Genomic DNA, 20,308 nt, shown 5'->3' with positions numbered 1-20,308 from the left:
TGCCTTTGGCAAAAAAGTGCCACAACGCAAACGGCGGGCCAAAGACCCGCCATTGTTCACGCCTCAGCTTCGATCGAGCCTACCAGAGGTCGTATCGCAGTCCGACTTTGACCTGGTGATTATTGATCCCTTTGCGGATCGGATAAGAAGTCAGGCTTTCGGCCGTCACATATTCGGCGTCGGGTGCGGAGAAATACTGATAGCCCACATCGACTGAGACATTCTTGGACACTTGGTAGGCAAGGCCGGCATTCAGCGTGTAGGCGAAGGAGTATTGGGTCTTGTTGTCACGCAGGACGAAATCGTCGGTGGGGTCGGCGTTGGCGGTGAAGTAGCTCGCCGACAGGCGGCGCTTGCTCTGGAGGATACCGACACCAGCGCCGAGATAAGGCGTGATTCCGACATAGGTGCCAAGGTCGACATAGCCATTGAGTATGCCTGAGAAGGCATAGTTCTTCAGGGTCGCCGATGCCACGGTCGTTCCGTTATAGCCGACCTCGATCTTGTTGCCGGGCAGATAGCCGGCATTGAGATCGGCGCGCAGATAGTCGTTGAAATGGTAGCCGAAGCCAATGCTGGCGAAGATGGGATCTTCCTTTTCGTCGAAGCTCGCGGGCGTGAAGGCGAAATCCTCATCCCTGAAGCTCTTCTGCACCAGATAGGAGACATCGCCGCGCAGATACCATCCCGAGCCAACCTCGACCGGTACATAGTCGGGCGCCTGGTCGACATAGACCGGCGGTTCGTAATCGGCACCAAGCGCCGGCGTCAGCGGCATCAGGACGACTGCTGCTAGCGCCAGTGCTACAGGCGATTTGGATGTCATGGTCCTCGGCTCCCGAACTTGGCGCATTCGCAATCGCGCGCCGTTTCAGAGAGCATTGTTAACCATAGTGGTTAAGTGCGGGTTAAGGATAACAAGGCGTTAGCAATTGATTTGATCCGCTTTCGCTTCTCGAGTTGGGCGGTGTTCCAGAGCGCCGCAGGATCTGTAGGCAGCCAAAACGGAACCGCCCGGCATCAGCCGGGCGGTCGACGAATTCCTGGATTTCAGAAACAACTACTTGGTGTAAACAGGCTCCGGTTCCGGAACATACGGCTCCGGGGGCGGAGCGCAATCTGACCTGCCGAACTGGTAGCGCAGGCCGCCGCGCACTTCGTGCACATTGAAGCCCTCGTCACGGCCGGGACCGACATTGCTGGCGAAGTCGAACATCTTGCCGCCCTCGATATGGCTGAAGCGGTAGCCGAGATCGAGCTTGACGCGATCGGTCAGGCAGTAGGAGGCGCCCGCCATCGCCGCATAGGCAAAGCGCCAGCCCTTGCCGCCATTGTGGGAGAATTCGCCGTCTTCAATAGTGTTGTGGAGCTTATCCCACCTGACCCAGGCGCCGCCGATGCCGGCGCCGACATAGGGCGTGATGCCGTGCCAGGTGCCGATATCGACATAGGCATTGGCGAGCAGCAGCAGCGCCGTATAAGACGACCTATCGGTCGAAGTACAGGGATCCCCATCGAGGCAGATGCCGGTCGTCGAGCCGCGGAAATCGGATTTGCTCATCCAGTCCGCGGTCAGGTCGGTGCGGAAGTGCCGGTTGATCTGGTAACCGACGCCGGCGCCGGCCGAGAAGGCGCCATCCAGCTCGCCGCTGTCAAAGCGGCCGGTGCCTGGATCCGCCCCGTAGGTGATGTAGTCGCCGCCTCGAAACTTCGACCAGTGGTAGTCGATGTCGCCGCGAATGTACCAGCCGCCATATTCGACCGGCTGCTCGTAGACGGCCGGCGGCGGGGCCGGCTCGACCACGGGCGGCTCGACGAAGTCGGCGGCGAACACTGGTCCGGCCACGCCCGCGAGTAGCGCGGCAAAGACGGCCATTCTTGTTGTATTGAACATGCTTGTCACCCCTGAGAACCCTCGGCACAGCGAACGCGTCCGAATCTGATTGGCTTCAGTCGTGGATAATGATTTGGAAAAGTTAAAACGCGTTTAACCCTATCGCTTAACCATGAATCTCCAAATCTTTCAGGATTTTCACCTCATTTCCGCCAATGATTTGGCGTGCGGACACACGAAAAAGCCCGCCGGAAGGCGGGCTTTTCAAGCTGGCAAAAGGGATCAGGCGGCGCTGCGCGTTTCCGAAATGACCTCGACGATGTCGTTGACGACGGATTCGACAAGTTGTGGGTCGTCGCCTTCCGCCATGACGCGGATGAGCGGCTCCGTGCCGGATGGCCGGATGACCAGACGCCCGGCCTTGCCGAGGCGATTGCGCGCATCTTCGATCGCTGCCTTGACCGGCGCCTCCTCGAGCGGCTTGCCGCCGGAAATATGCACATTCTTCAACAACTGCGGCACCGGCTCGAACTTCTTCGACAGTTCGCTCACCGGCCGGTTCTGCCGCTTGATGCAGGCGAGCACCTGCAGCGCCGAAACAAGGCCGTCGCCGGTGGTCGAAAAGTCGGACAGCACGATGTGACCCGACTGTTCGCCGCCGATATTGAGCCCATGGGCACGCATGTGCTCGACGACATAGCGGTCGCCGACCTTGGTGCGATGCAACTGCAGGTTCATGTCGCCGAGGAAGCGTTCGAGGCCGAGATTGGACATTACCGTCGAGACGACGCCGCCGCCGGCCAGCCGTCCGCTCTGGTGCCAGGACTCGGCAATCAGCGCCATGATCTGGTCGCCATCGACGATCGCGCCGTTTTCATCGACGATGACGACGCGGTCGGCATCGCCGTCGAGCGCGATGCCGATATCGGCGCGCACCTCGTGCACCTTCTTTTGCAGGCCGGCCGGATGAGTCGAGCCGCATTCCTTGTTAATGTTGAAGCCGTTCGGCTCGACATTGATGGCGACGACCTCGGCGCCGAGTTCCCACAGCGCGTCGGGCGCCACTTTGTAGGCGGCGCCGTTGGCGCAATCGACGACGATGCGCAGGCCCGACAGCGACATCGAGCGCGGCAGTGTGCGCTTGGCGAATTCGATATAGCGGTCATGCACGCCGTCGACGCGTTTGGCGCGGCCGAGCCCATCGGAATCAGCGAGCGCCAATTCGATATCCTTGTCGAGCATCCCCTCGATACGCTCCTCGATCTCATCGGACAGCTTGTAGCCATCGGGGCCGAACAGCTTGATGCCGTTGTCGTAATAGGGGTTGTGCGAGGCAGAGATCATCACCCCGATATCGGCGCGCAGCGAGCGCACCAGCATGGCAACAGCGGGCGTCGGGATCGGGCCGAGCAGGAAGACATCCATGCCGGCGGCGCACAGGCCGGATACCATCGCGTTCTCGATCATGTAGCCGGAAAGCCTGGTATCCTTGCCGAGCACGACGCGGTGGCGGTGGCTGCCGCGCTGGAACGAGAGGCCGGCGGCCATGCCGACCCGCATGGCGACCTCCGCGGTCATTGGAAACTTGTTGGCTCGCCCACGAATGCCGTCCGTACCGAAATAATGTCCTGCCATGTTCGCCAGCTTCCCGATGGTTCTTTCCGAGCATCTCATGCCATAAAATGGCCCAAGCCCCGTCATCACATTGTATGATTATGGACGACCAATCCTTAGAAAATTGTTGTTTTGTGTGTTTTGCGCCACGCTAGTATGTTGATTTTCAAGTTCCGAGCCCTTGTTGCGGCAGCAGCATCAGAAACGTCAACTCAAACTCATCTGGATCCTTTGGTCTGTGACAGTGTGGCCTTGAACCCGCGTCCGCATCGTGCGGCTCCAGACAGCGGTAGGCTCAGGTCCGCCGCACCTGCCGATTTGACCGTCCCTCATGTGACGCAGTGGCCTCGCTGGGAACCAGCCATATGCGCGCTTTCCGTGCAATGCACCCGGACGAACTTGGCTGGGAGACGGTCCCGGCAACGAATTCATCACCTTAAAGAAAAGAATGCACTTCTAAATTTGTCTCTACGCTACTTAGCATCTGGCGCAACCAGCCGTTGAGCGCTATTGCTGCACTGGGACATATCATGAACTGCCACAGGGAGAAAACGCATGCTCATCCACCGACTTGCCACTTTGACGGGTCTTGCCGTCGCGACCTTGTTCCTGGCGGCGCCTGCCAATGCGCTGACCATGGCCGAGTGCAGCACCAAGTATAACGCGGCGAAGGATGCGGGAACGCTTGGCGGGCAGAACTGGAACCAGTTCCGCAAGGCGCAATGCGGCACCGATGCCACCGCCGCTACGACCGACACCGCCCCGGCCAAGGCCACTGACACCACCAAGGCAGCCGCCGGCGACGATGCGGCCCCGGGCCTGACGGCGAAGGAGTGCAGCACCAAGTACCAGGCGGCAAAAGCCGCCGGCACGCTGAACGGCATGAAGTGGAACGATTTCCGCAAGACCCAGTGCGCCGCCGACGCGACGGCAGCCGCACAACCCGCCGCCACGACCAAGGCTGCGGCAGCCGCCGACGATGACGCTGCGCCGGGCCTGACGGCCAAGGAATGCAGCACCAAATACCAGGCCGCCAAGGCTGCCGGCACCCTCAACGGCATGAAATGGAACGACTTCCGCAAGAGTGAATGCGCCGCCGGCGCAACTGCAGCGGCACAGCCTGCCGCGGCACCTGCCGAGGCGGCGACGGCCGCGGCGACCGATTCCGGCAAAGGCCTCAGCATGGCGGATTGCAGCGCCAAATATCAGGCTGCCAAGGCCGGCAACACGCTGAACGGCATGAAGTGGAACGACTTCCGCAAGAGCCAATGCGGCGCCGGCGCAGCCGACGACGACACCCTGCCGGCTCCCGATGCCAAGTATACCGGCGATCCGCAGCCGCCGACCATCACCGCCCCCCAGGGCGTGAAATTCCCGACGGCGATCTCCAAGAAGTATGCAACCGAGACCCCGGCCAAGGGCCGCATGCACACCTGCCTCGACCTCTATTACGCGAACAAGGACGCCAACACGCTGGGCGGCCTCAGGTGGATCCAGAAGGGCGGCGGCTTCTACAGCCTCTGCAACGCCAAGCTGAAGAGCTGACCGGCGCCATCATCTGACGATAGGGGCCCGCGAGCCGCAAGGTTCGCGGGCTTTTTTGTTATTACCGAACAAGTGAGAGGGCCTTCCGAGGTAGGACCAACTGTCAGATCGCGTTCCTTCGCTCCCTCTGTCCGCCGCCGGAAGCAAAAAACCCGCCTCGGAGGGCGGGTCGTCGGCGCCGTTGAGCCCTTGCGCCGAACGGCAGGCAATTTGCCCAGGGTCGGCGCCAAGTCTCCCTCTCTTTGTGAGGAGGAGTTAGGGGTCATCGTAGGGCGAAAGCCTCGGCTTTCCACCTGCGATAGCCCTGCCCACAAGTAGGGAGATCGGCAGCTTTTGCGCCTCGCGAACATCAAAAGGAAACGCCGCGGCTAGAGCCCGCGGCGTTTCGAAGTCGATCTGTCCTGTCCCTAGCTTGACGGCTGGGGTTCCATGCCGCCTTCGGGCTCGGGACCCTTCTTGCGGCGGCCAGACTTTGGTACGGCCGAGCCACGGCTCGGCGGCGTGTCATCGCCGAGGTCGCGTGCGGGCTTATTGCCGGCGATCAGTTGCTTGATCTCCTCGCCCGACAGCGTCTCGTATTCGAGCAGGCCTTGCGCCAGCGCGATCCATTCCTTCTTTTTCTTGGTCAGGATTGACCTTGCCGTCGAATAAGCCTCGTCGATCAGCCGGCGCACTTCGGCGTCGATGATCTGCGCCGTCTCTTCCGAGATGTTCTGCGTGCGCGCCACCGAATGGCCGAGGAACACCTCCTCCTGGTTGTCGCCATAGGCGACATGGCCGAGCTTGTCGGAGAAGCCCCAGCGCGTCACCATGGCGCGCGCCAGCTTGGTCGCCTGCTCGATATCGGAGGAGGCGCCCGAGGTGATGTTCTCCTTGCCGAACTTGAACTCCTCGGCGACACGGCCGCCCATCATGATGGCGAGGCGCGAGATCATGTATTTGTAGCTCATCGAATAGCGGTCGCCTTCCGGCAGCTGCATGACCATGCCGAGTGCCCGGCCGCGCGGAATGATGGTCGCCTTGTGCAGCGGATCGGCTGACGGCACGTTGAGCGCCAGGATGGCGTGGCCGGCCTCGTGATAGGCGGTCAGCTCCTTCTCGGCTTGCGTCATCGCCGACGAGCGGCGCTCGGCGCCCATCATGATCTTGTCCTTGGCGTCCTCGAATTCGGCCATGGTGACGAGGCGTTTGTTGCGCCGCGCCGCCATCAGGGCGGACTCGTTGACCAGGTTCATCAGGTCGGCGCCGGAAAAGCCCGGCGTGCCGCGCGCGATCACCTTGAGGTCGACGTTGGGCGCCAGCGGCACGTTGCGCACATGCACCTTCAGGATCTTCTCGCGGCCGACGATGTCGGGGTTCGGGACCACCACCTGGCGATCGAAGCGGCCCGGCCTGAGCAGCGCCGGATCGAGCACGTCGGGCCGGTTGGTGGCGGCGATCAGGATGATGCTTTCGTTGGATTCGAAGCCATCCATCTCGACCAGCAGCTGGTTCAGCGTCTGCTCGCGTTCGTCATTGCCGCCGCCGAGGCCGGCACCGCGATGGCGGCCGACCGCGTCGATTTCGTCGATGAAGATGATGCAAGGCGCATTCTTCTTGGCCTGGTCGAACATGTCGCGGACGCGGCTTGCGCCGACGCCGACGAACATCTCGACAAAGTCCGAGCCCGAAATGGTGAAGAACGGCACGTTGGCTTCACCGGCGACCGAGCGGGCGAGCAGCGTCTTGCCGGTTCCGGGAGGACCGACGAGCAGCACGCCGCGCGGGATCTTGCCGCCGAGCCGCTGGAATTTCTGCGGGTCGCGCAGGAACTCGACGATCTCTTCCAGATCTTGCTTGGCTTCATCCACGCCGGCGACGTCCTGAAAGGTGACGCGGCCATGCGCTTCGGTCAACAGCTTGGCCTTCGACTTGCCGAAGCCCATGGCACGGCCGGAACCGGACTGCATCTGGCGCATGAAGAATATCCAGACGCCGAGGATGAGGATCATCGGCAGCCAGGAGATCAGGGTGCCGAACAGCGAATTGGAGCCGTCGGATTCAGGACGCGCATTGATGGTGACGTTCTTGTCCTGCAGACGCGAAACCAGTGACGGGTCCCCAGGCGAATAGGTCTGGAAACCGTTGGAGCTGTCCGTGTAATTGCCGGAGATACGGGCGCCGGCGATGGTCACCGACTTGATCCGTCCGGCGGCGACTTCCTGCAGGAACTGCGAATAGGGGACATCGCTCGAGGCCCCACGCGTCTGCGGCGTCTGGAAAAGATTGAAGAGAGCGATGAGCAGGACCGCTATGATCGCCCAGAGCGCGAGGTTGCGATAATTCGGATTCATCAATTGTCCCGTTGGCGCCGCTGGGCGGACACGCGTCGTGAGAGGAAACTTGGCCTAACATAGGGAGAGCGTCTCCCCTTGCCAAGCATAACAGCAGGTCTCGGTTAAGCTTTCGCCCGTGGTAGGCCGGCACTGTGGCCGCCGAATGGCGAGGCTGGAACCGGCGCCGCGCCAAGCAAGGCGGCGACGGCATCGGCCGGCGCCAGATCGAAGGACGGCAGGAAACGGGCGAAGGGCGCGACTGCCGGATATTCGGCGACAGCAGCCGGCATCGGGCCTTCCCCGGGCAAACCCGGGCCTTCCCCAGGCAGACCAAGGCATTCGCCATCCCGCCATAGCGCCGGCTCGGCGGCCAGGGCCGCGCGTACAAGGCTTGCCGGCGTGCCATGCCCGGCAATTGCCCGCTTTGCGGCAAGAGCCGCCCCGAGCGGTGCTACCAACAGCGGCGCGATCAACAATGCACCTGAACTGTCGCCCAATGTGATCCGTCTGCGGCCGTCCCAAAGCGCATTGTCGGAAACCTCGACAGCGGGCGGCAGATCGCGCAATTCGCGATGCAGAAAGATACCGGTACGCCGGGCATCGATCACGGTCCGCGACAATGTGGCACAAAGCGGCCCGGTGCGGAGCCGGCCGAAAAGGGCTTCGCTGCGGGCCTGGTCGGGAAGGAAGGCTGTGCCGCCGGTCGCCGCCAGCAGAATGCGCAGCGCATAAATGGCCGCCCCGCTGTCGCTTTCAGTCGCAAAATCCCGGTCGAGGCGGACGAGGCCGGCGGCTGGCCTGGAGGCCAAGCTGCGGATCAGCATGGCCGCGCGGCGTCCCAGTTGCTCACGCTCGGCCGCCACCTTTCTGGCCAGCGCTATCGCTTCAGCCACACGAGGCGCACCATCGCCTTCGGCAAGTGCTGCGCGGACGCGCGGCCGCTCGAAAGCGGTGTCGGCATTGGTCGGATCTTCGATCCAGGCAACCTGTTCACGCCGCAGGAATTCGCGCAGTGCCTCACGCCTTACGCCGAGCAGTGGCCGCACGATCCAGTGCCGCCAGTCGTAGAGGGTTGCCGGCGCCATGCCGGCAAGACCCCGCCCTTCCTCGCGCCGCCCGTCGTCGCTTTGCCCTCCATCACTTGGCCGCTTGTCACTTGGCCGCTCGTCACGTGCCCACTCGTCACGTGCCCACTCGTCCCGCGCCCGCTCGTCCCGCGCTTGCCGCATCAGCACGGTCTCGGCCTGGTCGTCGGCGGTGTGGCCAGTCAGGATCAGGCCGATGCCTGCCGCTTCGGCGGCCTCGGCGAGCAGCCGGTATCGGGCTTCGCGCGCGGCGGCGGGCAGGCCGGTCGATGGTTTGCGCCCCGACCAGGCGAGGACGCGATGGGCAATACCGCGCGCCGCGCACAGCCTGGCCACGGCTTGCGCTTCCGCTGCCGCTTGCGGCCGCAATCGATGATCGATCGTTACCGCCAGCAATTTCGTTGCCGGGGCGTTACGGTCGAGATGGGCTTTGAGGAGGAGGAGAAGGGCGGTCGAGTCGCTGCCGCCGGATACGGCCGCAACAGCGCCGTTGGAAAAGTCGATCCGCGAAAAATCCGAAAGGTCAGGCTCGGTGTCGAGCGTCATGCATGTCGCCCAAGCGTGGGCCCGGTTTTGCGGCAACGACACGCAACGGAAAAACTAGCACGCCGCGAGTGCCCTTTCCTGCTTGACCCGCTCCTTGAGCGCGCCGGAAATATCAGGGTAGCGCTTGCCGATCTCGCTGAAAGTGGCACAGGCCACGTCGCGCTGTTTCAGCCCGACCAGTGAAACGCCGAGCTTCAGCAGCATGTCGGGCGCCTTCTTGGCCTTCGGATAGTCCTTGCTGGCAGCGAGGAAAATCTCGGCCGCATCGCGGTATTTCTGCTGGCCGAGCAGCGATTCACCAAGCCAGTAATGCGCATCCGCCGCTTTGGCGTCCCGGGGAAAACGGGCGATGTGATCGCGGAAACCCTGTTCGGCGGTGCTGTAGTCGCCCGACAGGATGAACTGGTAAGAGTTGCGGTAAAGCTCCTCCGGGTCGTTGGTCGATGGGAGTGCCGCGACCACCGTGTCGTCGGATTTACCGGCCTTGTTGCCAGCCGCGCTGGCGCCGTTGGCTGGGGCCGTATTCTGCGACGGCGCGTTCGCCTGCGCATTGCCATCGGCTTCGACGACATTGCCGTTTTTGTCGACGGTGATGGTGCCGAACGTCTTGGGCGGCGCGCCAGGGATCAGCTTGCCGGGATCGCCGTTGGGCGATTCGATGATGACGTCCTCGACGCTTTTGCCGCCGTCTGCTGCCTTGCCCGCGTCGGCCGGAGCCTGCGTTGCCGGCGCCTCCGCCATGTTACCGTCGCCGTTGGGGCTGTCGCTGCTAGGCGCGGCCTCGGACTTCTTCTGCCCGGCCGGCTGCTGCGCGCCTTGCGGACCGCCTTCCAACTGCTGGAAACGGAATTCGTTGTCTTCCTGCTGCTTGCGGATCTGCTCCTGCATCTGCAGGACCTGGAAATTGAGTTCCTCGATCTTGCCGTTCATCTGCCGGAGCTGTTCCTCCAGCGCCGGAGTGCCGGTGCCATCCTGTTGCGCGAATTGAACCTGATCCGGCTTTTTCCTTTCGCCGAAAATGCCGGGCAGTTTGATCGTCGGCAGATGGAAGGAAAAACCGCTTTGCGATGACTGCTCGGTGCCGTTTGCCCCGATACCGTCAGCAAGTGCCGCGATACTTGATACGAGCAGCAGCGCAAGCGTGCCGCTCAAGACCGATCTGAAATGCATGTGCCTCTCGCCGTGAAACCATTGTTGCGCGCCTCTCACTCGAAGTAGACCAGCCAACTGGGGACTGGCCAGACGCTCTCGGCTCTTAACAGGACGTGAGACTTCGGCCAAATTTTGTTTGGAGCGAGCAGATACGAAAAAGGCGGCCCTGCGGCCGCCTTTCGCATCAAGTGTTGCATTTTTGCCGATCAGGAGCCGGCGCCGCTCAGTGTGGTCACGGCGCGGCGGTTCTGCGACCAGCAGGAGATGTCGTCGCAAACCGCGACCGGACGCTCCTTGCCGTAGGAAATAGTCTTCAGGCGCTGCGCCGAAACACCCTTGGCGACCAGGAAGTCGCGGGTGGCGGCAGCACGGCGGGCGCCGAGCGCCAGATTGTATTCGCGCGTGCCGCGCTCGTCGGCATGGCCTTCGATGACGATGGCATACTGCTTGTACTGGTTCAGCCACTGCGCCTGGCGCGACAGCGTCGTCTGCGCGTCGGCGCGGATCGAGGACGAATCGGTGTCGAAGAAGATGCGGTCGCCGATATTGACGGTAAAGTCCTGGGCCGACCCGGGCGTTGCCGCGCCGGCGCCGTTGAGGCCGAGATCGGCGGCGCTGTTCGGCGTCTTCTTCGAGGCGCAACCGGTGATCGCGAGTATCGCGACCAGCGCGATCATGACCGGGTTTGTGGTAAGTGCTGCGATACGGCCCATGCCGCCTCTCCTTCGCAATTCGAGTGATTTCATTGATCGTCCAGTAACCACGTTTGGGTTAACCGACGCTCAAGAAACACGGTTAAAATTTGGTTTCGGCTGCCGTCCGCAACCGTTCTGCCGAGGGCTACTCAAGGGCGACAATGAGCGCGGACCGTAGGCGGAAATGCGGCCAAAACGCGACCAAGGGGTGAAAACAAGGCCGGAAACGGCGCTTTTCGGGCACCGTTGCCGGCGTGCAACTGGGAACAAAGGATGCTCAAGTAGAACATCCTTGCCCGGGACTATTCCAGCAGCGGCGACCAGGCCGGATCCGAGGCGAAGTTCGCCGTCGGGATCGGCTGTTCGTTGCGGCCGGTGAGATCGACCGAAACAAGTTTTGGTCCGCCATTGGAATCACGGAAGAACATCAGCACCCGGCCGTTGGGTGCCCAGGTCGGCCCCTCCTGCTGAAAGCCGGTGGACAGGATGCGCTCACCCGAACCGTCGGTGCGCATGACGCCGATCTGGAATTCGCCGCCGGTCTGCTTGGTGAAGGCGATGAGATCGCCGCGCGGCGACCACACCGGCGTCGAATAGACGCCGTCGCCGAACGAGATGCGGGTCTGGCCCGAGCCGTCGGCGCCCATCACATAGATCTGCGCGCGGCCGCCGCGGTCCGACGTGAACACCACCTTGCTGCCGTCAGGCGAGTAGGATGGCGAGGTATCGATGGCGGTCGAATTGGTGAGCCTGGTCGTCGAGCGGCTTCTCAGGTCCATGGCGAAGATGTTGGAATTTCCGTCGTCGCGCAGAAGGCTCATTATTACCTTCTGGCCATCCGGCGAAAAGCGCGGCGCAAACGTCATGCCGGGGAAATTGCCGACCAGCTCGCGCTGCCCCGTCTCGATCTGCAGCAGGTACACCCGCGGCTGACCGCTTTCATAGGACATGTAGGTGATTTCCTGCCGGTTCGGCGAAAAGCGCGGCGTCAGCACGATCGATTTGCCGTTCGAGAGATAGCGGACGTTGGCGCCGTCCTGGTCCATGATGGCAAGCCGCTTCTTGCGCGCATTCTTGGCACCGGACTCGTCGATGAAGACGACGCGCGTGTCGAAATAGCCCTTCTCGCCGGTCAGCCGCTCGTAGATCGCATCGGCGATGATATGGCCGACGCGCCTGGTATTGGCGTCGTTGGCGAAGAACTGTTCGCCCGAGAGCTGCTGGCCGGCAAAGGCGTCCCACAGCCGGTACTGGGCGCGGATGCGGCCGTCGGCTTCCTTGCCGACGCTGCCGGTGACCAAAGCCTGGGCGTTGATTACCTTCCAGTCCTCGAAGCGGGGCGTGGCATCCGGGTTGGAGATTTTTTCAATGAAAGCGCTCTTGTCGATCGGAGCAAACAGGCCCGAGCGCTTCAGATCGTCGATGACGATCCCCGATATCTCCGCGCCCAATGCGTCGCCCGATTGAAAGTCGGTGATGGCGATCGGCAGAGGCTCGATATTGGGTTGAGTCAAGTCGAGCTGGACCAACGCCTTTGCCGGCAGCGTGGCGAGCCCGCTCATGGCGGTCGCAATCGTGCCGATCAGTATCAGCGTCGTAAGCAACTTCTTCATTCGTTCAGCCTCGTTGTTCTCTCGGCAATCAATACATGTCGCTGGGGATGAAATTGACCTCGACCTCGTTCCATCCCACCTCGCCGTCATATTTTGCGACGGGCAGATTGTAGGGCGCACATCGCAGCACTGCGCGCCGGGCTGCTTCCGAGGCGACTCGGGAGCCCATTGAGCCATCGCCCGCGGATCCGACTTCCGGAGCGCCGTCGATCTCGCCATTTTGCGTGAGCTTCATCCTGATGGTGACTTTTTGGCTGTCGCCATCGAATGTGCCGGGTGTCACACTCCAGCAGCGTTTGATCTGGGCCTTCAGGCCATCAAGCTCGCTCTGCGAGAGTTTGGTGCCTTGGTTCTTCTCGCCGCCGAGCGAAGCCTGCTGGGTCGAGCGCTTGGCGCCGCCGCCGGACGGTTTCTGTTTGTCGAGCAGCGCCGAAATCTCATCTGCATTGAATTGCTTGTCGTCCGATTTCGGCCTGGAGGAGGCTTCCTTGACCGGCTTGTTGGTGTCCTTGCGCTCCGGCGCCTTCGCGCTTTCGGCCTGGGCCGGCTGCGGCTTCGGCCGGGCCTCAGGCGCCGGCGCCGAGTCCGGAAGCTGCGCCTCCTCGGTCGGCGGTTGCTTGGCAATCGCCTCGGCGACGGCATCCGGCTTGACCTCAGGCTGCGGATCGATCGCGGCGGTCTTGTCCTGCGGCGGCGTGGGCGTCGGCTCCTTGGCCGGCGTCGGCTTGGGATCGGTCTGCTTGACCGGTTCGGGTTTGACCTCTTCCTTCGGCTGCGGCACCGGCGCTACCTCCGTTGCGGGAATAGGCTTCGGCTTTTCCGGCGGCTTCGGCACGTCTTCGGTCTTCGGCTTCTCGACCGGGGTCGGCGCGGGTGGCGGAGCCGCCGTCATATCGACCGGCTTGGGCTTGGCCTCAGGCGTCGGCGGCTTGTCGGTATCGACGCTGTTTTCTCCGACTTTCTGGGCATCGGGTACGATGTCGGGACGCTGTGTCGGCAGCGGCGCCGGTTTTTCGTGCATCACGGCTTTCTTGTCGCCCTGCAAAACCTGCGAGACGGCCTCCATCGGCACAATGTCCACTGCGACCGACTCGACATCGGACGACGGAAGCGCAGCCGGCGCCGACAGCGTGAACAGGCCGAAGGCGATTGCCACCGTATGCAAGATCACCGATGTGGTGAGGCCGGTCTTCATCTTGCGTCTATTGATCCTGTTTCGGCAGCGAAAGCAGGCCTAAATTCTTGTAGCCGGCGTCCTGGATGAGACCCATCACTTCCATCGCGGCGCCATAGTTGGTAGCCTTGTCGCCGCGGATGAAGATGCGCTCCTCGTAGCCGGTCTTGGAAATCGCCTGCAGCTTGGCGATCAAGTCCTCCTGCGGAATTTCGGTCTCCTGCAGGAAAATCTTTCCCATGCCGTCGATCGTGATCGTGATTGGCTGGGTATCGGCGTTCATCGCCTTGGCCTTCGTCTCCGGCAGGTCGACTGGCACGCCGACCGTCAGCAGCGGCGCCGCGACCATGAAGATGATCAGCAGCACCAGCATCACGTCGACCATCGGCGTGACGTTGATCTCCGATATCAAGGCGTGATGGCGGCCGCGCCGCCTGTGGCCGCGCCCGCCGCGTCCTCCGCCACCTGCGCTTACGGACATTCCCATGATCGTTCCTCAGGCCTTCTGCGCGACTTTTTCATCGATTTGGCGCGAGAGTATGGCGGAGAACTCATCCGCGAAGCCTTCCATGCGCACCGCGATCTTGCTCGCGTCCGACGACAGCTTGTTATAGGCGATGACGGCGGGAATGGCGGCGAGCAGGCCGATGGCCGTCGCCAGCAGCGCTTCGGCGATGCCGGGCGCGACCACCGACAGGCTGGTGTTCTTCGAGGCTGCGATCGCCTGGAACGAGGTCATGATGCCGATAACCGTGCCGAACAGGCCGATGAAGGGCGCCGCCGAGCCGGTGGTGGCGAGAAACCCGAGCCGCCCTTCCAGCTTTTCCATTTCGCGGGTCAACGCCAGATCCATTGCCTTGTCGATGCGGGTCTGCAGGCCGAGCGGCGATTTCGCGCCCTTCTCGAAGCTTTTCTTCCATTCGCGCATGGCGGCGACGAAGATCGCGCTCATGCCGGTCGTCTTGCGGTCGGCGAGCGTGCGGTAAAGCTCTTCCAGCGACTGTCCCGACCAGAACACCTGCTCGAAGCGGTTGAGCGCCAGCCGCATGCGGGCATAGGCGACGAGCTTGTCGACGATGATTGCCCAGGTCCAGATCGAGGCGCAGAGCAAGCCGATCATGACCAGCTTGACCACCCAACCGGCCTGCATGAACAAGGCCCAAATCGATAAATGCGCGCCCGGTTCGGCGAGAGCGATGTTTTCCATGTTACGTCCTTAAAGATTTTCCGGGCGTGGCTGGCGGCTGGCCCATGGGCATCCCTTGTGGTCCGTTCGCGTTAAGCTTGCGGAATAACCCCAAATGCACCGTTGGCGGCCTTTTCGGGGCAAATATTGGTGAAAGGAAGGCGCTTGGATTCTCCCAATCTTAACCAATCCCTTAATGGACCGTTATGGTTAAGGATGGGTTATGACGTACAGCGCGGCGCATTGCCGCGCCCCGACGAGCCGCCCGGCGATCCTCGCCCGATCAGGAGTTCCGGATCGTCCGCCTCTGAGCCCTTATTTGCGCGTTCTGGGCATGAAGGCTGCGATCCAGTCCTTGGGAAAGCGCCGCGGCCGCCCGTTCTCGCCGACAATCGCCGCTTCGACACGCGCCTCGACCAGCACTTCGCTGCCGCGCTTCAACTGTTGCGCCATGACGATGCGGGCGCCGGAAATCCCGTCGGTGCGCGTATCGATGGTCAGGATGTCGTCCATGCGAGCCGAACCGCGGAAGTCGATCTCCATGCGCCGCACCACCCAGACTATTCTCTCGCCATGCTTGCCGTCGGCAAGCTCGGTGTGGTGGACGCCGGCCAGCCGCAGATAGTCGGAACGGCCGCGCTCGAAGAATTCGAGATAGCGCGCGTGGTAGACGACGCCGGAAAAATCGGTGTCTGCATAATAGACCCGCGCCATCAATCGATGGCCGAATTCCGTCAGCGCGCCGGAGAGCCCGGCGGACAATGCCGATTCACCTTGATCGTCCATTGCGCTGTCCTTTTGTTCCCGACGAGCATCTGTTTTGGCACCACCTGTTTTGCGCATAGACCGGCGATGATCAAGACCTGGAGGGCTGGGCCGGGGAACTGCCAGCAGCAAAGCCATAAGTAGCGGAACTTAGGGCTCTTCCTGGAACAGGCTGATCTGCTGCTGCGCCAGGTCCTTCGGCGCGTCGAGGCCGAGATGCCGCCAGGCATTGGCCGCCAGCACGCGGCCGCGCGGCGTGCGCATGATGAAGCCCTGCTGGATCAGAAAGGGTTCGATGATGTCCTCGATGGCATCGCGTGGTTCGGAAAGCCCGGCCGCGATGGTTTCGATGCCGACCGGCCCACCGCCGAAATTCCGGGCGATCATCGACAGATAACGGCGGTCGAGCGCGTCGAGGCCGAGCCCGTCGACCTCCAGCCGCGTCAGCGCCTCGTCGGCGACCTTGCGGTCGACATGACCGTCGCCGGCAACGCTGGCGAAGTCGCGCACCCGGCGCAACAGCCGGCCGGCGATGCGCGGCGTGCCGCGCGCCCGCCGGGCGATCTCCAAGGCACCGTCGTCGCCGAGCGGCATGGCAAGGATGCGGGCGCCGCGCTGCACGATCTGCTCGAGTTCCTCGACCGAGTAGAAATTGAGCCGCACCGGAATGCCGAAACGGTCGCGCAGCGGGTTGGTCAACAGGCCGAGCCGGGTGGTGGCGGCGACTAGCGTGAAGCGGGCCAGGTCGATCTTGACCGAACGCGCCGCTGGCCCCTCGCCGATGATCAGGTCGAGCTGGAAATCCTCCATCGCCGGATAGAGGATTTCCTCGACCGCCGGGTTGAGCCGGTGGATCTCGTCGATGAACAGCACGTCGCGGTCTTCGAGATTGGTGAGCAACGCCGCCAGATCGCCGGCCTTGGCGATGACCGGACCCGAGGTCGAGCGGAAATTGACGCCGAGCTCGCGCGCCATGATCTGCGCCAGCGTCGTCTTGCCGAGGCCGGGCGGGCCGACGAACAGCACATGGTCGAGCGCTTCGCTGCGGCCCTTGGCGGCCTCGATGAAGACTTTGAGATTGGCCCGCACCGCCGCCTGGCCGACGAAGTCGCCGAGCGTCTGCGGCCGCAAGGTCTGCTCGGCGTCCTCGCCGCGTCTGTCGGGAGCAATGAGGCGTGGCGAAAGGCTCATGCGAGCAGTTCCATACCGGGAATGGCCTTGGCAGCGCGCTGATCGAAGGTGACCGTGTGCGAGCAACCTAATTTTCGATTGTGTTCCGCAATCAACGCGTCGGCAAAGTCGACCTGCACTGAATTCGATCGCTCGAGCGCGATGACGATGGCATCGAAGTCTTCGAACTCCAGCGTCTTGATCTTGAGCAGCCTCTGGATTGCGGCCAATACTTGTTCCTTTGGCTGCCTGTAGCGCGAAGCCAACGACCAGCTGAATTCGACCAGCACGATCAAACTCACGAAGCCGGGCATTTCCACACTAAGGCCGCTGCCGAACGCAAGCGCCTTTGCCCGCTGCTCCGGATCATCATTGAGCACCATGCGAAGCAGAACGTTGGTATCGATGCCGATCGACGTCAAGCGGGACCCTCTTGTCCGTCATTTGATCTATCCCCGACAACATGCCGGCCGACGGCATCCCGCACAGCGGCGTCGATTTCCTCCAGCGTAGCGGGACCGCCAGGCGGATCACCCAAGAATCCGGCGAGATCGGCAAATCCGAGGTTGCGCGGCGTTCCGATCAGGTAACCATCCATGACCGTCCAGGCGATCGTATCGCCCGTCTTGAGCGACAAGGCGTCGCGGACGTCCTTTGGAATCGTGAGCTGTCCCTTGGAGGTCAGACTGGCATATGCGCCCATATTCTTACTCCTGGAGAAAATTCTTACCGATCACATAGTAGTTGGAATTTCACTTTCCAGCAACGTCTCACCGTGCGAGCTCCTTCAGCCCGAAGCGGATCAGCTTCGATGCGTCCGCCTCCTCACCTGCCGTCTTCAGCGCCGCTGCGACTGCATTGGCGGCGGTGTCGCGCGAATAGCCGAGATTGACCAGCGCCGAGACGGCGTCGGTGATCGGCGCCGAGGCAACGCCCTCACCGAGCTCGTGCTTCAAGCCGATGGTGCCGGAGGCGGTGCCCGCATAGGCCGGCGCTTTGTTCTTCAACTCGGTGACGATGCGCTCGGCGACCTTCTTGCCGACGCCGGGCGCGCGGCTGACCATGGCGATATCGCGCAGCGCAATCGCATTGGCGAGATCGGCCGGCGCCAGCGTCGACAGGATGGCCAGCGCCACCTTGGCGCCGACGCCTTGCACATTGTTCATCAACAGCCGGAACCACTCGCGCTCCAGCACCGACTGGAACCCATAGAGCCGCAGCATGTCCTCGCGTACGTAGGTCTCGATGAACAGCACCACCGCCTCGCCCGGCTGCGGTAATGCCGCCAGCGTACGCGCCGAGCAATAGGCGACGTAGCCGACGCCATGCACGTCGACGATGCAGAAATCCTCGTCGATTTCGTCCAGCGTGCCTTTTAGCTTGCCGATCATTTGAGCTTGCCGATCATGCCGGGTGGGTTTCCGGAGAGATGATATCGAGGTCCGGGAAGTAGCTGCGATAGCGCGCGGCATCGCGCGTCAGCAGGCGATGCCCGGCAACAACTGCATGGGCTCCAATAAAGAAATCCGGCAGCGTTCGTTCGCGGAGGCCGCCGGCGCTGCGATAGCGGGAATGCGTAACACCGGCCAGGAAGGCTGCTTCCCACGGCAGGAATTCACGCTCGATCTTGAGCATGTCGGCTGCCTGGCGAAGGGCCTTCTCCGTTGCAATCAGCGGCGCGAGTTCGGACCAGACGATTGTGTTGATGACAAGCGCGCCGTCGCGCCGGCATGCGGTAATTGCCGACGCCGACCACTTCCTCTCCCGTCCGGCAGGACCCCAAACGTCGACCAAGACATTTGTGTCAATCAATGTCGAGGTCTTCACGCGGGCCCCTCAGCCATTCCATATATTCGTCCGTCGTCATGCCCCCTAGGTCCAGCGTACCGGCCATACGATCGAGCGTCTGGCTGAATCTGCGCGAGGCTTCCTCCTGCGACATGTTTTCGTTGACCGCAATGACACGAGCGCCGTCCTCGGTGGGAACGAACTCCACCTCCGAACCTGGGCCGATACCCAGATGATCCCGTATCTCCTTCGGGATGGTCACTTGACCCTTGGTGGTAACGCGCATGGTAATACCTCGTCGGTATTACTTATTGCCGACCTGAGAACAAGTCAAGAACAAACTTATCCGACCAGCGCCGCCAGCCTGTAGGCGATGCTCTGCCGGTGGTGTGCGTGACAGATGGCGATGGCCAGCGCATCGGCGGCGTCGTCGCTGTCGAAAGTCGCCTTCGGCATCAGCACCTTGACCATCATGTGGATCTGCTTCTTGTCGCCATGGCCGACTCCGATCACCGCCTTCTTGACGGCGTTTGGCGCGTATTCGGCAACTACAAGGCCGGCACGCGCCGGCACCAGCATGGCGATGCCGCGTGCCTGGCCGAGTTTGAGCGTCGCTGCGGCGTCCTTGTTGACGAAAGTTTGCTCGACCGCCGCCTCGTGCGGCATCGCGGCATGCAGGACCTCGGCGAGCCCGTCGTGCAATTGGCAAAGACGCATCGCCAGGGCGGCCTTGTCGTCGGACCGCACCGTGCCGGAAGCGACGAAGCGCAGCGAATTGCCTAGGCTTTCGACTATGCCCCAGCCGGTGCGCCTCAGCCCTGGATCGATGCCGATGATGCGAATCGCTTCCCCCATCCGTCAAGTCTACCTTCGGGGAACAGCGATGCCAGCGAAATGTGAACAAACCAGAAACGAGGGCTCGTCATGTCCAGAGAGCCTCTGAGATCGTTTTCGAAAGTCGCCCCGGCGAGTCATATGGTGGTGGTTTCGAGAACCGGAGCGCAGCGGACATTTGGGTCCGTGAGCCCACGCGTGATCCCGAGGGGATCATGCGCAATTGAACTGCTGCAGCGTCCTTTGCGCGTCCAAAAGGACGCGCGGCGCTGCAGGTAAGCGGAGAAAACGCCGCCAGATGACCGCTGGTAGAGTTTCCAAACGGTCTCTCAGCCGCGGGCGAAAGCCGTGTTGAGCAGCGTGATTTGGTCGGACACCGGATTGAGGCGACGGCCCGACGGCGGCGCCTCGGCGAGGCCGCCATAGATCTCCTCGTCCATGCGGCGCACCAGCGCCTGCAGGCGCAGCGAGCGGTTGACGAGGTCGATGAAATCGTTCGGCAGTTCGGCCCAGCCGGGCGCCTCCTCATGCGCCGAGGCGGTGTCGAGACGCACCTTGGATTTTTCTGAGGCCACCTGATCGCGGGTCATCTCGCCGGAATTCGCCGCCCGCTGCAAAAGCAGCCAAGAGGCGACCTGCATCAGCCTGGTGGTCAGCCGCATCGATTCGGCGGCATAAAGCGTCGCCGCCGGCCTCGACAGCTTCTTGGCCTCGGCGCGGCCCTTGCCGTCGAGATACTCGGCCGCCTGCTCGACCAGGCCCATGCCTTCCTGATAGAGCGGCTTGAAGGATTGGGAGAAAACCCGGCGCTCCGCCAGTTTGATGGTTTTCGCGCCAGCCTTCGAAGGCTCGTTCATTGCTACGCCCCTGCACTTGCCTCAAAGCCGGCCGATTCGGCTCTTGGTCTGCCACATCCGGCAGCCTAAACGACTGAAGCTTGAAAATGCGCTTCGCTGCCGGTGAAGGCAAGCACATGTTTAACAAACGGTTAA

Annotated in this window: 21 protein-coding genes; 1 reads left to right on the top strand and 20 read right to left on the bottom strand. The window is 62.6% G+C overall.

Features of this window, described 5'->3' with window-relative positions:
- Window positions 1–79: 79 nt before the first annotated feature.
- The 3 genes from NKH83_RS01170 to glmM all read right to left on the bottom strand — a co-directional run bounded on the left by NKH83_RS01170 (window position 80) and on the right by glmM (window position 3,469).
- Window positions 80–826, bottom strand: a complete 747-nt coding sequence (locus NKH83_RS01170) for an outer membrane protein (protein ID WP_352801685.1) — start codon at window positions 824–826, stop codon at window positions 80–82.
- A 234-nt stretch (window positions 827–1,060) separates the two neighbouring features.
- Window positions 1,061–1,894, bottom strand: a complete 834-nt coding sequence (locus NKH83_RS01165; RefSeq protein WP_352801683.1) for an outer membrane protein — start codon at window positions 1,892–1,894, stop codon at window positions 1,061–1,063.
- A 222-nt stretch (window positions 1,895–2,116) separates the two neighbouring features.
- Window positions 2,117–3,469 (bottom strand): phosphoglucosamine mutase, encoded by a 1,353-nt coding sequence (gene glmM, locus NKH83_RS01160; RefSeq protein WP_254816475.1) that lies wholly within the window; start codon window positions 3,467–3,469, stop codon window positions 2,117–2,119.
- A 534-nt stretch (window positions 3,470–4,003) separates the two neighbouring features.
- Here glmM and NKH83_RS01155 point away from each other — a divergent pair.
- Window positions 4,004–4,993 carry a hypothetical protein gene (locus NKH83_RS01155; protein ID WP_352737787.1) on the top strand — a complete coding sequence of 330 codons (990 nt, stop codon included), beginning with the start codon at window positions 4,004–4,006 and terminating at the stop codon, window positions 4,991–4,993.
- Between the two features lie 407 nt (window positions 4,994–5,400).
- Here the strand turns inward: NKH83_RS01155 and ftsH are convergent, their stop codons facing one another.
- From ftsH to rcdA, 17 genes are all read right to left on the bottom strand, one after another.
- Window positions 5,401–7,326, bottom strand: coding sequence for an ATP-dependent zinc metalloprotease FtsH (gene ftsH, locus NKH83_RS01150; RefSeq protein WP_352476109.1), 1,926 nt, complete (start codon window positions 7,324–7,326; stop codon window positions 5,401–5,403).
- Between the two features lie 104 nt (window positions 7,327–7,430).
- Window positions 7,431–8,939 (bottom strand): tRNA lysidine(34) synthetase TilS, encoded by a 1,509-nt coding sequence (gene tilS, locus NKH83_RS01145; protein WP_352801680.1) that lies wholly within the window; start codon window positions 8,937–8,939, stop codon window positions 7,431–7,433.
- Window positions 8,940–8,993: 54 nt separating this feature from the next.
- A complete protein-coding gene (gene ybgF / locus NKH83_RS01140) occupies window positions 8,994–10,109 on the bottom strand; it encodes a tol-pal system protein YbgF (protein ID WP_352476107.1) in 1,116 nt (371 codons plus the stop codon).
- Window positions 10,110–10,297: 188 nt separating this feature from the next.
- Entirely contained in the window at window positions 10,298–10,804 is a 507-nt protein-coding gene (pal, locus tag NKH83_RS01135) for a peptidoglycan-associated lipoprotein Pal (protein WP_352476106.1), read from the bottom strand.
- Between the two features lie 284 nt (window positions 10,805–11,088).
- Window positions 11,089–12,399: a Tol-Pal system beta propeller repeat protein TolB gene (tolB, locus tag NKH83_RS01130; protein ID WP_352476105.1), complete on the bottom strand. Its 1,311-nt coding sequence runs from the start codon at window positions 12,397–12,399 to the stop codon at window positions 11,089–11,091.
- A 28-nt stretch (window positions 12,400–12,427) separates the two neighbouring features.
- Entirely contained in the window at window positions 12,428–13,594 is a 1,167-nt protein-coding gene (gene tolA, locus NKH83_RS01125; protein WP_352801677.1) for a cell envelope integrity protein TolA, read from the bottom strand.
- 7 nt (window positions 13,595–13,601) lie between these two features.
- Window positions 13,602–14,060 (bottom strand): protein TolR, encoded by a 459-nt coding sequence (gene tolR / locus NKH83_RS01120; RefSeq protein WP_352476103.1) that lies wholly within the window; start codon window positions 14,058–14,060, stop codon window positions 13,602–13,604.
- A gap of 9 nt (window positions 14,061–14,069) precedes the next feature.
- A complete protein-coding gene (gene tolQ / locus NKH83_RS01115) occupies window positions 14,070–14,780 on the bottom strand; it encodes a protein TolQ (protein WP_254816465.1) in 711 nt (236 codons plus the stop codon).
- Window positions 14,781–15,074: 294 nt separating this feature from the next.
- A complete protein-coding gene (ybgC, locus tag NKH83_RS01110; RefSeq protein WP_352476102.1) occupies window positions 15,075–15,545 on the bottom strand; it encodes a tol-pal system-associated acyl-CoA thioesterase in 471 nt (156 codons plus the stop codon).
- A 129-nt stretch (window positions 15,546–15,674) separates the two neighbouring features.
- On the bottom strand, window positions 15,675–16,715 hold the full coding sequence (gene ruvB / locus NKH83_RS01105; protein ID WP_352801675.1) for a Holliday junction branch migration DNA helicase RuvB: 1,041 nt from the start codon (window positions 16,713–16,715) through the stop codon (window positions 15,675–15,677).
- Complete coding sequence (locus NKH83_RS01100; protein ID WP_352476101.1) at window positions 16,712–17,116, bottom strand: type II toxin-antitoxin system VapC family toxin; 405 nt, start codon at window positions 17,114–17,116, stop codon at window positions 16,712–16,714. The genes ruvB and NKH83_RS01100 overlap by 4 nt, the downstream gene beginning before the upstream one ends.
- On the bottom strand, window positions 17,113–17,397 hold the full coding sequence (locus tag NKH83_RS01095; protein WP_352476100.1) for an AbrB/MazE/SpoVT family DNA-binding domain-containing protein: 285 nt from the start codon (window positions 17,395–17,397) through the stop codon (window positions 17,113–17,115). Before NKH83_RS01095 ends, NKH83_RS01100 begins: the two co-directional genes overlap by 4 nt.
- Before the next feature lie 67 nt (window positions 17,398–17,464).
- Window positions 17,465–18,085, bottom strand: coding sequence for a Holliday junction branch migration protein RuvA (ruvA, locus tag NKH83_RS01090; protein WP_352801673.1), 621 nt, complete (start codon window positions 18,083–18,085; stop codon window positions 17,465–17,467).
- Window positions 18,086–18,098: 13 nt separating this feature from the next.
- Window positions 18,099–18,521: a type II toxin-antitoxin system VapC family toxin gene (locus NKH83_RS01085; protein WP_352476098.1), complete on the bottom strand. Its 423-nt coding sequence runs from the start codon at window positions 18,519–18,521 to the stop codon at window positions 18,099–18,101.
- Window positions 18,499–18,768, bottom strand: a complete 270-nt coding sequence (locus NKH83_RS01080) for an AbrB/MazE/SpoVT family DNA-binding domain-containing protein (RefSeq protein WP_352476097.1) — start codon at window positions 18,766–18,768, stop codon at window positions 18,499–18,501. The genes NKH83_RS01085 and NKH83_RS01080 overlap by 23 nt, the downstream gene beginning before the upstream one ends.
- A gap of 56 nt (window positions 18,769–18,824) precedes the next feature.
- Window positions 18,825–19,337: a crossover junction endodeoxyribonuclease RuvC gene (gene ruvC / locus NKH83_RS01075; protein WP_254816459.1), complete on the bottom strand. Its 513-nt coding sequence runs from the start codon at window positions 19,335–19,337 to the stop codon at window positions 18,825–18,827.
- Window positions 19,338–19,645: 308 nt separating this feature from the next.
- Window positions 19,646–20,173, bottom strand: coding sequence for a protease adaptor protein RcdA (gene rcdA / locus NKH83_RS01070; protein ID WP_352476096.1), 528 nt, complete (start codon window positions 20,171–20,173; stop codon window positions 19,646–19,648).
- Between the last annotated feature and the right edge of the window lie 135 nt (window positions 20,174–20,308).

Origin of the sequence: Mesorhizobium sp. M0909 (assembly GCF_040319515.1) — a bacterium.
Classification (GTDB): domain Bacteria; phylum Pseudomonadota; class Alphaproteobacteria; order Rhizobiales; family Rhizobiaceae; genus Mesorhizobium.
Note: the sequence above shows the minus strand (reverse complement) of the source record. Positions and strands in the feature narration are given on the sequence as shown.